Source organism: uncultured Gelidibacter sp., assembly GCF_947500795.1.
In the GTDB taxonomy this organism is placed as follows: Bacteria; Bacteroidota; Bacteroidia; order Flavobacteriales; family Flavobacteriaceae; genus Gelidibacter.
Map to the genome: position 1 here is coordinate 567003 of NZ_CANMTE010000002.1, position 14069 is coordinate 581071.

The following is a 14069-nucleotide window of genomic DNA, read 5'->3' on the forward strand; positions in this document are numbered from 1 at the left end:
CGGTTAAATTAGTCAATAAAAAAAGCATCCAAAGGGATGCTTTTCTGTTTTATGTACATTTTGTTTAATTCTTTATAAGACTCGGTGCTTTTTTAGGAGCGCTTACACTTACAATAGCATTCTGATTATAGTGTACTTCTTTTACAGTTTCCGCGTTAAAGTAAAGCCATTTCCCAACTTTTTTGCCATTATCATAGGTAGCGGCAACGGTTTTATTCCCCGCTCGGTCATATTCTGACCATTCACCTTGAAGCTTTCCATCTAACGTATAAGCACCTTTTTGGCTTACAGCACCATTGTCATGATAATAAACAACCTCAATAGTTTTCTCATTATCATTAAGCTTTAGGTCCCGTTTCTCCTGAGAGATTGTAGTTGCAGAACATAATATGGCAGCGATGAATAAAATGGATGTTTTCATATGTTTAGGTTTTGGCGATACACAAACATAAAGAATTGTTAACATAAAAGCAACATTAAGGTAACATTAAATTAACATTGGAGATGTAATTGTATTCTAATGAGAGCGTTGTGAATATTATTTTGTACCCCTTAAAGTTAATATTGTCTTGACATAACACAGCGAATAATATTTGATATTTGCAATTGTCTTAAGACATTCATCAGTAGTATTTCATTATATTTTATTAGTTTTTGTCGACTATAATATCATGAAGTCTAAAAACTGCCTTTGGCCAAGGCAGTTTTATTTATTTGAAAATTTAATGTTAAGGAAACATTAAATTCAGTTTTGTATTGGTTCTTTGCAGTGACAAAAACTAATACTGATTTTATGAAATTCTCTTCTGCACTCTTTGTGCTGCTTTTTGGTATAAGTACATTTCTTAATGCACAAACTACTGAAGGGCCTAGTTTAGGTAACGGTATCTTTAATATAGTTGGGAAAGACAGCACTTTTTCAATGAAAATGGGCTTACAGCTGCAATTTCAAGGTGCATCTGAATGGACAGAACGTAACAATTCTTTTACAGATGCTCAATCACAATTCATAATAAGAAGGGCACGTCTTAAATTTGACGGATTCGTCTACTCTCCAAAATTAACTTATAAAATAGCATTGGGACTTTCTAATAGAGATATGTCTGGGGCTTCTGTTTACACTAATAATGCGCCACGTTATATTTTGGATGCGGTTATGAAATGGAATTTTTATGAGAATTTTGAATTGTGGTTTGGACAGACAAAACTTCCAGGCGATATGGAAACCCTGACATCATCAGGCAATCTTCAACTGGTTGACCGTTCTCTAATGAATAAATCCTTCGGAATTGATCGCGATTTAGGATTACAATTACATCATGAGATCAAATTTTCTGATAAGATGCTCTTAAAAGAAGCATTTGCCATTTCTCAAGGTGAAGGCCGCAATGTGACTTCTGGCAACTTCGGTGGGTATCAATATACCTCGCGATTGGAATTTTATCCGTTTGGAGATTTTATTAAAGGCGGTGCGTTTATAGGAGGCGATATTTATAGAGAACCAACGCCAAAATTAGCGTTGGGTGTTGCTTATGATTTTAATGATAACGCTGTTAAAACAGGGAGTAACCAAGGACGGTATATGGTCACCGATATTGGATTTCACGAAACCGATATTTCAACATTATTTATTGATGCCTTGCTAAAGTATCAAGGATTTTCTTTAATGGCCGAATATGCTGATAGATCTGCGGATGATGCTGTTGCGAAAAATTCTGACGGTACAACCACTGGAGATGTTGTAGAAGTAGGTTCAGGGTTTAATGTGCAAATGGGCTATGTGTTTGAAAATAATTGGGAAGTGACCGGTAGATATTCCAATCTTAATCCTGAAAAACAAATCACTGGCGACGACGTAGAGAACCAATACACCTTTGGGGTTTCAAAATATATTTTGGGGCATAAATTGAAGGTTCAGACGGACCTAAGCTATTTAAATGCAAAGGCTTCTGAAGATCAATTAATGTTCCGTTTACAATTCGCTGTCCATTTTTAAAAACATAACATTTACGTAACACTACCTTTAAAAACACTAAGGATATTTGCAAACTATTTTAAATTAAATTATGGAGAATATTTATTTGTACATGATCATTGCTTTGGCCATTTTAGCGGTTGCTGATTTGGTGGTCGGAGTTAGTAATGACGCGGTTAACTTTTTAAACTCAGCAATTGGTTCTAAAGCGGTTTCTTTTAGAACGCTCATGATAGTTGCGAGTTTAGGTATTGCCATTGGTGCCATATTTTCTAGTGGGATGATGGAAATTGCAAGGAAAGGGATCTTCAATCCGGAGCAATTTATGTTTAGTGAGATCATGATTATTTTCATGGCGGTAATGATTACCGATATCTTGCTTCTAGATTTCTTTAATTCCATGGGATTGCCGACGTCTACTACGGTGTCCATCGTATTTGAATTACTTGGAGCTTCTGTAGCAATGACACTGATAAAAATCAGTCATGAAAGTGGGAATTATGCGGACGTGATTGACTATATCAACACGGCCAAGGTTTCAGAAATTATTTTCGGGATCCTGCTCTCCGTTGTTATTGCGTTTTCAGTTGGTGCCATTGTACAGTGGTTTGCACGATTGTTGCTTTCCTATGACTTTGAGAGAAAAGCGAATTGGGTAGGCGCTTTGTTTGGTGGGATTGCATTAACATCAATCACTTACTTTATTTTTCTTAAAGGTATTGGTGGTACTAACTTGGCTAAACAAAGTTATGATTTTACCGGTGGAGAAACCATCAAGGAATTCTTAGAACATCAAGCTTTTTATATTGTATCGCTAAGTTTCTTATTGTGGACTGCCTTATCCTATGCTGTTATTGCCTTCCTGAAGACCAATATTTATAAGTTGATCATTTTGGTTGGTACTTTTGCCTTGGCGTTAGCTTTTGCAGGGAACGATTTAGTAAACTTTATCGGACCTTCAATGGGGGCATTCCAAGCGTATTCTGATTTCACCAATCCAGCCGTTAACACGCTTGGACTTTCGGCTTCTGAATTTCCAATGGCGAGTTTGGGAGAAAAAGCTTCAACACCTACCTTCCTATTACTAGGTGCAGGATTGATTATGGTATTGACACTTTGGTTTTCTTCTAAAGCCAAAAATGTGGTTAAGACCTCAATAGATTTGTCAAGTCAAGGTGAAACTAAAGAACGTTTCCAACCTAACTTTTTGTCAAGAGGATTTGTAAGAATGGCCATGGGAATATCCTATGTAACATCATACGTATTGCCAAAATCTTGGGAAGAGAAAATAGACAAACAATTTCAAGCGCCAGTTATCAAACTGGCTAAAGATAAAGTGCATGAATTGCCTTCCTTTGACTTGGTAAGAGCTGCCGTTAACTTAATGGTTGCTGCGGTATTGATTGCCATTGCGACGTCTTACAAACTGCCCTTATCTACAACCTACGTAACGTTTATGGTTGCCATGGGTTCTTCACTTGCAGATAGAGCTTGGGGTGCAGAAAGTGCCGTATATAGAGTAGCTGGTGTTATTAATGTGATTGGTGGTTGGTTCTTTACGGCCATCAGTGCCTTTTTTGCGGCGGCCTTAGTTGCTTATTTATTGAACTTGAACGTTAAGGTCATGTTCCCAATTTTATTGTTGGTTGCCTTCGGATTGCTTATTAAGAGTTCCATTGCACATAGCAAGAAATTAAAGGAAACAAAAGCTGAAGACCGTTTGAATAAAACTGAAAGTAGCTCTGTACAAGGTGTCATCCATGAGAGTGCGAATAACATCGCAAATGTTATTAAGCGTGGAAATAAAATCTATACCAATGCTATTAACGGACTCGCATTACAGGATTTATCACTGTTGAAGAAAAACAAAAAGCAAGTTCGAAAATTGGCTGAAGAGGTTGAGGAGCTGCGTGATCATATTTTCTATTTCATCAAGAATTTAGATGATTCAAGTGTTGGCGCAAGTAATTTTTACATCAATATTTTAGGATACTTGCAGGATATGACGCAGTCTTTAGAATACATATCTAAAGTAAGTCACAAGCACATTCACAATAACCACAAGAAGCTAAAATTCAGTCAGATTAAAGAGCTTAAGGAAGTGGATGAACGATTTGAGCGCTTGTTCAACAACAGTAGAAATGCTTTTGAATCGCATTCTTTTGAGGAAATTGGAATTATCTTAGGTAGAAAGAAAGAGATTATCACTCTTGTTACCGATAAGATCCAAAAACAAGTAGAACGTACACGTACAGAAGAATCAAGTCCGAAAAACACAACCTTATACTTTAGTATTTTGTTGGAAACTAAAGATTTGTTAGTCGCTACTATGAATCTTTTAGAAGAGTATCATTTGGCCCACGATAGTTCTGTAAAACCAATTCCTTTTCCTGATAGAAACAAGAAATAGGAGAGCGACAATAGTCCTTTAAAGTAAACACCCTAAACAGATTTTATATGTGTTTAGGGTGTTTTTTGTTAGGCATAGTTCAGTTTTTAGCATTCATTTACTGTTTAAGGTTGTTTTGGCTGGCTTAGAACTGTTTTCTTTAAGGGTGATACTTATCTGTAGGTTACATTTCAATTTAATGAACAGATACGCTTTAAACTATCCAATTAATTTGCGTGAGGAGTTGTGGTTGGCTTTTGAAGTGTTTGACATCGCTTTAATAACCGATTTTAGTAGGTGTTGCTTATTGGATGGATAGTAATAAAAAAGGCTAAATGAACACTGTCATTTAGCCTTTTAAAAGTATGGGTTTAATGGATGTTAATTTACGAGTTCTTTGTCCATTTCTTCGTTAACAGATTTCATTTTTGAACGCAACCACATTTTGAATTTGGTTACTAAAAAGAATAAAATCGGTACTACGATTAATGTCAGGAATGTTGCAATCAATAATCCGTAGATTACCGTCCAAGCTAATGGACCCCAGAAAACCACGTTATCTCCACCCATATAAATATTGGCATCAAATTCTTTGAATAAGGTAAAGAAGTTGATGTTTAAACCTATCGCTAAAGGAATCAATCCTAAAATGGTTGTAATCGCTGTCAATAGAACTGGACGTAAACGTGCTTTCCCTGCTTTCACAATAGTTTCAAAAAGAACTTCAGTTTCTAAGTAATCTGTTGCTTCAAGATTGAGTTCATTTTTCTTCCGTGTGATTAGTAATTCGGCATAATCCAATAGCACCACGCCGTTATTCACCACGATTCCTGCCAAGGAGATGATTCCAACCATGGTCATCATAATGACAAACGAACTTCCGGTAATCACAATACCTCCAAACACACCAATAAGACTCAAAAAGATAGCCAACATGATAATCGCTGGTTTTGAAATGGAGTTGAATTGGAAAATCAAGATAAAGAAAATCAATCCGAGGCCTGTAAAAAAGGCGCCCATCAAGAATTTCATTTGTTTGTTTTGTTCTTCAATCTGTCCGGTGTAATCAATTTTAATGTTTTCAGGCAAGCCTTCAAAGCTCTTCATCTCATTTTGAATCTGAGCCACAATCGCACCTGCATCCGTATATCCAGGAGAAAGTGCAGAATAAACCGTCACCACGCGTTTCGTGCCTTTGTGTTTGATGGCGCTAAATCCTGAATTGTTTTCATATTTAATAAGGGTCGATAATGGAATGTTCTTTATCTGCCCTTTGTTATCCCTAAACGTGATATTTTGATTGAACAAAGCGCTGGTATTGTAGCGATTTTCTTCATTAAAACGGACGTTGATATCAAAATCATCGCCACTTTCTTTATAAATACCTGCTTTGGCGCCAAATATCGAGTTACGCAACTGCTGACCCACTTGAGAAGCGCTTACGCCAAGTTCTCCAGCTTTTTCGCGATCTACAGTAACGCGCATGGTTGGCTTATCCTTATTGACATCAATTTTAAGCTCGTCAATACCAGCCACATTTTTGGTGTTAATAAATTCACGCATTTTTTCGGCAGTCGCAATAAGCTCATTATAATCATCGCCTTCAATTTCAATATTGATAGGTGATCCTGCTGGCGGACCGTTGGCGTCTTTTTCAACTGAGATTAACACTCCCGGATAAATACCCACCAAGGCTTCCTGTACTTTTTGACGCAATAATTCACTATCGCCACCTTGTCTGAATTTGTATTCCCGCATAGACGCTGTAATCTTAGCTTTATGTGGCATTTCAGCGGCAGATCCCATATCCGTTTGTGGATTTCCAGCACCTTCACCAACTTGTGATACGGCACTTTCCACCATAAAGTTATAATCGCCGTCTTGATATTGCTTGTCGTTCAATACGTCATACACACGCTTTTCTATCTGACGGGTAATCGCATTGGTTTTTTCAATTGCTGTCCCTTGTGGGTATTCGATATAAACAATAATCTGATTCGGCTTATTGTCTGGGAAAAACTCCACTTTAGTACGTTTTGAATCCAATGACGCGCCAAACGCCACAAATGCCAAAATCAACAACGCGAAGGTTCCAATGCTTAATATATACGGCATTTTACCAGAAAGTGCACGGCGTAATTGACGTTCATACCAATTTTCTAATGTAACAAGGGTGTTATTTTGAAAGTTGTTGGCCCATTTTCTTAAGAAAAAACGATAAACCCATAGCATAATGGCTGTGAAAATCATGATCGTTCCGAGTGCTCGAAAATCGCCCGCCGTAAAAAATACAATCAACCCGATAACAGCCATGACGCTTGTAGTAATGATGATGCGTTTTAGAGGCATGTTTTTATCTTCAATACTCATGAATTGAGATACCAAAACGGAGTTGAAGAATATCGCTACAAATAATGAAGACCCTAAAACCACGGATAAGGTGATTGGTAAAATCATCATGAATTCGCCCATAATTCCTGGCCATAATCCCAGCGGAATAAAAGCGGCAACTGTTGTAGCTGTAGAGATGATGATTGGAAATGCAATTTCACCAATCCCTTCTTTAGCAGCTTCAATACGACTCATGCCTTCTTCGTCCATCAGACGATAGACGTTTTCCACTACCACAATACCATTATCCACCAACATTCCCAGACCCATAATAAGTCCGAAAAGTACCATCGTATTTAAACTTTGGCCCAACATGCTCAAAATCATTAAAGACATAAACATGGACATAGGGATGGCAAATCCGACAAAAATGGCGTTTTTAAACCCTAGGAAGAACATCAATACGGTCACCACCAAAATCACCCCAAAAATGATGTTATTCACCAAATCGTCCACCTGACCAATAGTTACGGAAGATTGGTCATTGGTAATGGTTACTTTAAGGTTTGGAGGAAAAACGTCAGCCTTGGCTTTTTCAACAACAGCTTTAATTTGTTCTACTGCCGCCACCATGTTTTTACCGGCACGTTTCTTAACGTCCAGCATCACCACAGGCTCACCAAACTCGCGCGCAAATGTAGTCTTGTCTTCTTCATGAAAAGTAACCGTTGCAACATCCTTAAGATAAATGGCGTTTCCGTCTTCAGCTTTTACCACAAAGTTTTCCAATTCTTTTGGCGAATTGATTTCACCTAAAATTCGGATAGTTCGACGTTGTCCGCTGGCAATTAAGTTGCCGGCAGACATTGTAACGTTACCGTTTTTGATGGCGCCAATGATGTCATTAAAAGTAACTTCTGAAGCCATCATTTTATAAATATCTACCGCTACTTCTACTTCTTTTTCCTGGGCTCCACGGATATCCGCCTTTTTGATTTCCTGGATGTCCTCAATTTCATCTTGAAGATATTCCGCAAACTCTTTAAGCTTTTCAACCGTGTAATCTCCAGAAATATTAATGTTAAGAATCGGCATTTCTTCAGAAAGGCTCAATTCAAAAACATCAGGCTCTACTTTGGCGTCGTTAAATGTTGGCCAATCTTCACTTGAAGTTTCACTTTCTATTTCGTCCTTTACCTTTTGCTTGGCCTGTTCGACTGTGATGTTTTCATCAAATTCAACCACCACCATAGAAAAATCTTCCTGGGATGTTGAGGTGATGTCCACCACATTACTGACCGTTTTTAATTTGTCCTCTAGCGGATCCGTAATCAGCTTTTCAATGTCTTCCGCTGTATTTCCGGGAAAAACCGAACTGATATAGATTTTCGTTTCATTGACCTCTGGAAAACTTTCCCTTGGCATGCTAAAAAACGCAGCAATACCGAGGTAAAAAATCACAGCAATAAGCACATACATCGTGGTCTTATTGTTGATGGCCCATGAAGACAAGCCAAATTTCTTTTCTTCTTGTTTTTTCTTCTTAGCCATTCTGTTTGTCATCAATAGTTAATACCTCTACAGTTTGTCCGTCTTTCACGCTTCTCGCGCCTTCTTGAATGAGTTCAGCATTGTTTTCAATACCTTCTAAAACTTCAATTTGATCGCCTTGTGTTCTTCCTGTTTTAATCACAACACGCATTGCGGTACCTTGATTCTTATCGTTTTTATCTTTAACAACATAGACATATTGTTCGCCTTCAGCATTTTCAGAAATAATACTTTGTGGAATTAATAACGCATTTTCATTGGTGTAATCATTGATTTTTAAACGTGCTGTAAGATTTGGTTTAATTGATTTGTCTTTATTTGGGATAGCGACTTCTGCTTTAAATGTTCTGTTGGCAGGATTGATGACATCGCTAGTCTGACGGACTTTAGCAGTAAGCGTTTTACCTAGTACAGGGAAATTCACTTCAACGTCCTTTCCTTTGGTGATCGCATTGACATAGCGTTCAGGAACTTCAGTCTCAATATACATATCGTCCAAATTAACAATCTGCATCAATTGCGTTTGTCCTGCTGCAACTACACTTCCTTGTTCTGTAATGATATTATCAATAGTACCTGAAAAAGGGGCTTTAACCACTGTTTTAGCAATTTGCTGTCTGATTTGATTCACCGCTTCTGCTTGGCCTTCATAATTAGATTTTGCTTGAAGAAACTGAATTTCACTACCAATTTTTTGGTCCCATAAACGTTTTTGGCGCTCAAAAGTAGTTTTAGCCAAATCAGTCTGAATTTGTTGTTGTGCCAATTGTTGGCTTAAGCCGCCATCATCAATTTTAGCCAATGTTTGTCCTTTGCTGACGCGTTGTCCTTCCTTCACATAGACATTGGTAAGAATGCCATTGTATTCTGGTTTAAGAACCATTAAGTTTTTGGTGGTGACGTTTCCTTGGAGTTCCAACACGTGGTTGAATTCTTCCGGTTTAGCTTTAAAAGTAGTGATCAGCGGTACGTTTTTAGTGGTATCCAATACTGAAATTTTCTCATCAAGCATCTTAATTTTATCGTGAAGCACTTGCTGCTCGTCAACCAATTCAGCGCGCTTTTTTCTGATAATTTCAAGATTATTGCTTTCTAAGGCTTTTTCAACCGTGTTTTTCTTGTCCTCGCCACAGGAGGTTAGGAGAAGGGTTAATGTTAAAAGAGTGATTATGTTTTTCATTTGTTTTGGTTTATGGGATGTTGTGTGTGTTATGGTTGGGTTATGGGTTTGATGAAAAGGGTTTATGGGTTTATAAGTTTAAAAGTTTATTAGTTTATGAAAAGGGTTTATGAGTTTATAAGTTTATTAGGTTTATGAGTTGTTTAGGTTTAATTGTTTCGATGATTTTAAGCTTTTAGTTGTGATTTGTATAGCGAATCTAGCATTGCTGTGATCTCGGAAATGTTCGTTCTTATTTGATTATGGTTTTCATCTGACAGAAATTTTAAGTCGTTTGATAAAATGGCTTGATTTAATAATTCGAGAGCTGAACCATATGCAATTTCGGTAAATCGTGCTTTGTCCTTATTAGTATGTCTTCCTGCTCCTTCCGCTATGTTTGATGAAATTGAGATTGAACATCTTCGCATTTGACTAATTAATCCAAAACGTTCATCTTTTGGAAATTGGTTGGTGGTGTTATAAACCAACTTGGATAGTTCCCGTGATTTTTGCCAAACTATTAACTTCTCAAAAGAAAAAACTCTCATATTTCAATTATTTTGAATGTTACTTATCCTTAAGTCCTAAAGCTCAACTAAACCCCTAAACTTTTTAAACCCCTCAACTCCTAAACTAATACACTCCTCAACTTTTAAACCCCTCAACTTATAAAGACATTTACTCCATCACCACATTCAAAGCCGTTTCCAGCTCCGCTTTCGCATTGATAACATCTAACATTGCTTGTAAGAATTCCTGTTGCGCAGCATATAATTGCGTTTGTGCCTGGCGCATGTCAAAACTTGAAGCAATACCTTCAAAAAACTTAGTTTGGTTTTTTGCTTCAATACGCTCCGCAAGTTTTAAATTCTGCTTTTTGTTCTCATAATCTTCAATGGCGAATTGATAATCACTTTTAGCAGATGCAATTTCAAATTGTATCGTTTGTTCTTTATCAATCAAATCATTCTCGGCTTTTTCTAGATTTATTTTAGCGCGTTGGGTTGCAGCACTTCGCATTCCGGAACTAAATATCGGGATATTAAGACTGACGCCAAACAAAGACGATCCAAACCAAGTTTGATCTTTATTGGTAAACGTGAAATCATCACTAAAAGCAGAATAACCTCCATTTATAAATGCATTTAGCGTTGGTAAGGCCTTGCTTTTTTCTAATTTCAGCATTAATTCTTTTGAAACTTTATCGTTTTCTGCAATGAGGTAATCGATGGTGTTTTCAACATTGGTATCGGCTTCCAACAATCCTAAAGAAATGTTTTCTTGAGTAAGGCGCTCCAAATTGTCAGTCAACACTGTAGGACGGTGGATCTCCAAACCAAGTGTCATGTTCAGCATTTGATACGCCAAAGTTTTCATTCGGGTCACATTTTTCAAGTTGCTTTCGACACCAGATAGCGTAATTTGTAACTGCTCAACACTTTCTTCTTCTTCCAAACCATTTTCGAAGATTTTAGTGATTTCGTCAAGGTTCTTTTTAAGGATGTCAACGTTGCGTTGTAGAATTTGAACACTTTCTTCAGCCAGTAGCACATTTCCATACGCATTGATGACCCCTTTTCTGACTTCTAAATCTGTTTTGGTTTTGGCATTTTTTGAAATATCCAAAAACACTTTTGCAGATTGCAGTCCAACCAAATAAGATCCGTCAAATATTTTTTGGGTTAGCGTTGCAGTCGCATTCATACTTTGCTTGGTGCCAAACACCACTTCAGCGAATTCTCCAGGATTACCACCAAAAAATTCGGCAGGAATTACTTGTACCTGCTGTTTTAAGAAATTTTGATAATCTACAGCAGCGCTTATTTGAGGCAAACCAGTTGCTGTGGTTTCCCATTTTTGGGCTTTAGCTGCTTCAACATCCCATTGTGCGTTGACAGAGTTCCGGTTGTTTTGTAATGCAAAATCAATGGCTTCCTGTAAGGTGAAGCTTGTGGGCGCTTCTTGTGAAAATCCTGCAAACGGAAGGAGAAGGATTAAAATGAAATAAAATTTATTTGTCATTTGGTTGTAATTGATTGTTGATGAATTTTTTTAAAACCGATAAACCAGCCTCGGTTGAAATGGCCCTTAAGTGATATTCCAAGTAACTTTCCATTAAATATTCGATGGAGAATTGTTCTTGCGGAAAAATATGTTCGTCCCTGATGCCTGCCATGCCGTTAAAATACATGCGAGATATGAAATCGACATTAATATTGCTTCTAAATAGCCCAGTTTCAACTCCTTTTTTGATGCTTTCTTGAACTGAAGTCTGCATTTTCTCGAATTGCTCCACTTGTAAGCGTTGAAATATTTGAGGATAGTATTTTTTTAATTGGCGTTGTGGCGACGTTTTTTCGTTCTTTAAATAGGACATGGCATACAATTTAATCTCATACAATTCCTCAATAGGATTGTTTGAAGACTCAGAAATGCGGTCTATGCCCTTAAAAACAGTATCTAAAACCGAAAACGTCGCAGCTTCAATAAGTTTCGTTTTATTTTCGAAATGGACATAGATCGTTTTTTTGGAAATGCCTAATTCATTGGCAATATCATCCATAGTCACACTTTTGAAACCCAGTGTCAAAAATAATTCTGTTGCTCTATTTATAATCTTTTCTCTCATAATCGGTTGCAAATGTACGGCAGGAAACTTTAAAAACAAAAAGAGTTTCCAAAGTTTAATAGATATTTAATATCAGATTATAGGCTTGTTTTACTAAGGAGAATTGCCTTATTTTTGTCCTATGCAAAACATTTCATCATACCACACTGCCTTTGTCGCATATTTAGAAGATAAAATTCAAGTAAAGGAGCCTGCTACTTTATATGATCCCATTCATTATTTTTTAGATTTGGGCGGCAAACGTTTACGTCCGCTATTGACCTTAATGACTGCTGATGCTTTTAATGGCGATTATAAACATGCGCTAAACGCTGCGTTGAGCATTGAGATTTTCCATAATTTCTCACTCATCCATGATGATATTATGGATGATGCGCCATTGCGTCGTGGACAGCATACGGTGCATGAAAAATGGGATGTCAATACAGCTATTTTGTCGGGCGATGCGATGCTAATTATGGCGTATCAATTGTTTGAGTTTTATGATCCTCATACTTTCCGGGAATTGGCAAAATTGTTCAGTAAGACAGCTTTGGAGGTTTGCGAAGGCCAACAGTATGACATGGATTTTGAAACTCGAGATGATGTATCTGTAGAAGAATATCTTAAAATGATCGAGTTTAAAACGGCCGTGTTGGTTGGTGCTGCCATGAAAATGGGAGCGATTGTGGCTGGCGCATCACAAGAAGATCAAGACCATATTTATGAGTTTGGTCGCTTATTGGGCGTGGCATTTCAGCTACAAGATGATTATTTAGATGCTTTCGGTGATCCAGAATCGTTTGGAAAGCAAGTAGGTGGCGATATTATTGAAAACAAGAAAACTTTTTTATATTTGAAAGCACTCGAGTTTTCTACTGAAGAAGACCAGCTCCAATTGCAACATTTATTCGGAATTACGCCTACTGATGCTACGGAAAAGATAGAGACTGCAAAACAGATTTTTCAATCGAGCGGCTCTGCAGATGCGACGCGAAAAGAAATTGAGAATTATACAAATATGGCTTTTGCTGTGTTGGATGAACTTTCAATTCCTGAAGATAAAAAGGATTTATTGAAGGAATTTGGAAATGATTTAATGAATAGGAGGGTTTAAATAGTCATGAAAGATTTACAAACGTTTGACGATTTGGTGGTACAGGCAAATCAGCTTCAGCTGTATGCCAAGTTAGTGGAGCAGCTCAATAAAGATTTGGCTCTGGCAAACATCGATTTGGAGTTTCACGACGATGTTTTGCCTACAAGCTTAAAACTGATGCTCCATGAAAAGGTTTACGACCTTATTCAGAATAAATTTATGGAGTATTTGAATTTGCTCTATATTGTTGATGTTTCCGAAGATAAAATCAGAGCGTTAGATGGCAATGATGTTTTGCAAATGTCAGAGAATGTGACGTTTTTAATTCTAAAAAGGGAATGGCAAAAGGTGTATTATAAAAACCAATATTCTTCCTAAAAGCTTTAAGAGTTAAAAATACACCCTTACAAAAGGCGCCCAAGGATCGGCATAAATACTCTTGTCCTTGTCATAAAGCACATCATATCTAATGCCTACGGCAACATTTCGAGTCCGGTAACCCGCGCCAAGAAAAAGTGCTGGATACCAATAATTATCATTAGGAATCCCAAGTCTATCATCCCAATTTCTGCTGACATTCAATTCCTCAAATTCTGCAGATAGTTGAATGGCTTGAATCGGATTGTACAAACCAATAAGACTTCCACCAAAAACAGTCGATTTATAAAAGTCTTTCTTTTTGTTATAAGTGCCGTTAAGTCCGACGCCCAAAGCCACTTGATCATTAAATTCATAAATAGCACTCGGCGCTAGCGTTCCACTAAAAAAACCATCACCAAAACTCAAACCGATGCCACCACCAAAACGGACATGACTCCAAAAATCAGATTTGGGAGGCGTAGTGTTTAATTGTGCCACTGAAGTAAAGGAAAATGACATTATTAAAAGACAAATAAATAGGTTTTTATGCAAAGGAAATCTCATAAATTTTGTATTATGTTTATCGATACACTT

At 37.3% G+C, this 14069-nt stretch carries 11 protein-coding genes; 4 read left to right on the forward strand and 7 right to left on the reverse strand.

Annotated features, from left to right (window positions below; all coding sequences use genetic code 11):
- Window positions 1-64: 64 nt before the first annotated feature.
- Window positions 65-421: a nicotinic acid mononucleotide adenyltransferase gene (locus Q0947_RS07695; RefSeq protein ID WP_299394838.1), complete on the reverse strand. Its 357-nt coding sequence runs from the start codon at window positions 419-421 to the stop codon at window positions 65-67.
- A 372-nt stretch (window positions 422-793) separates the two neighbouring features.
- On the opposite strand from Q0947_RS07695, the gene Q0947_RS07700 reads away from it, so the two are divergent.
- Window positions 794-1996 carry a porin gene (locus Q0947_RS07700; protein WP_299394841.1) on the forward strand — a complete coding sequence of 401 codons (1203 nt, stop codon included), beginning with the start codon at window positions 794-796 and terminating at the stop codon, window positions 1994-1996.
- 70 nt (window positions 1997-2066) lie between these two features.
- Window positions 2067-4385, forward strand: a complete 2319-nt coding sequence (locus Q0947_RS07705; RefSeq protein WP_299394844.1) for an inorganic phosphate transporter — start codon at window positions 2067-2069, stop codon at window positions 4383-4385.
- Between the two features lie 360 nt (window positions 4386-4745).
- On the opposite strand, the gene Q0947_RS07710 is transcribed toward Q0947_RS07705, so the two are convergent.
- From Q0947_RS07710 to Q0947_RS07730, 5 genes are all read right to left on the reverse strand, one after another.
- Window positions 4746-8246: an efflux RND transporter permease subunit gene (locus Q0947_RS07710; RefSeq protein ID WP_299394849.1), complete on the reverse strand. Its 3501-nt coding sequence runs from the start codon at window positions 8244-8246 to the stop codon at window positions 4746-4748.
- Window positions 8239-9426 (reverse strand): efflux RND transporter periplasmic adaptor subunit, encoded by a 1188-nt coding sequence (locus tag Q0947_RS07715; RefSeq protein ID WP_299394852.1) that lies wholly within the window; start codon window positions 9424-9426, stop codon window positions 8239-8241. The genes Q0947_RS07710 and Q0947_RS07715 overlap by 8 nt, the downstream gene beginning before the upstream one ends.
- Window positions 9427-9593: 167 nt before the next feature.
- A complete protein-coding gene (locus Q0947_RS07720; RefSeq protein WP_299394855.1) occupies window positions 9594-9956 on the reverse strand; it encodes a four helix bundle protein in 363 nt (120 codons plus the stop codon).
- Between the two features lie 130 nt (window positions 9957-10086).
- Window positions 10087-11430: a TolC family protein gene (locus Q0947_RS07725; protein ID WP_299394859.1), complete on the reverse strand. Its 1344-nt coding sequence runs from the start codon at window positions 11428-11430 to the stop codon at window positions 10087-10089.
- The gene (locus Q0947_RS07730) at window positions 11420-12037 is read right to left on the reverse strand and encodes a TetR/AcrR family transcriptional regulator (protein WP_299394863.1); all 618 of its coding nucleotides are present in this window, start codon (window positions 12035-12037) and stop codon (window positions 11420-11422) included. Before Q0947_RS07730 ends, Q0947_RS07725 begins: the two co-directional genes overlap by 11 nt.
- Before the next feature lie 121 nt (window positions 12038-12158).
- On the opposite strand from Q0947_RS07730, the gene Q0947_RS07735 reads away from it, so the two are divergent.
- Both Q0947_RS07735 and Q0947_RS07740 read left to right on the forward strand, forming a co-directional pair.
- The gene (locus tag Q0947_RS07735) at window positions 12159-13133 is read left to right on the forward strand and encodes a polyprenyl synthetase family protein (RefSeq protein WP_299394867.1); all 975 of its coding nucleotides are present in this window, start codon (window positions 12159-12161) and stop codon (window positions 13131-13133) included.
- Between the two features lie 6 nt (window positions 13134-13139).
- Entirely contained in the window at window positions 13140-13493 is a 354-nt protein-coding gene (locus tag Q0947_RS07740; protein ID WP_299394872.1) for a hypothetical protein, read from the forward strand.
- 12 nt (window positions 13494-13505) lie between these two features.
- Here Q0947_RS07740 and Q0947_RS07745 read toward each other — a convergent pair whose 3' ends face one another.
- Window positions 13506-13994, reverse strand: a complete 489-nt coding sequence (locus Q0947_RS07745; RefSeq protein WP_299394875.1) for an alpha-ketoglutarate decarboxylase — start codon at window positions 13992-13994, stop codon at window positions 13506-13508.
- Window positions 13995-14069: the final 75 nt, after the last annotated feature.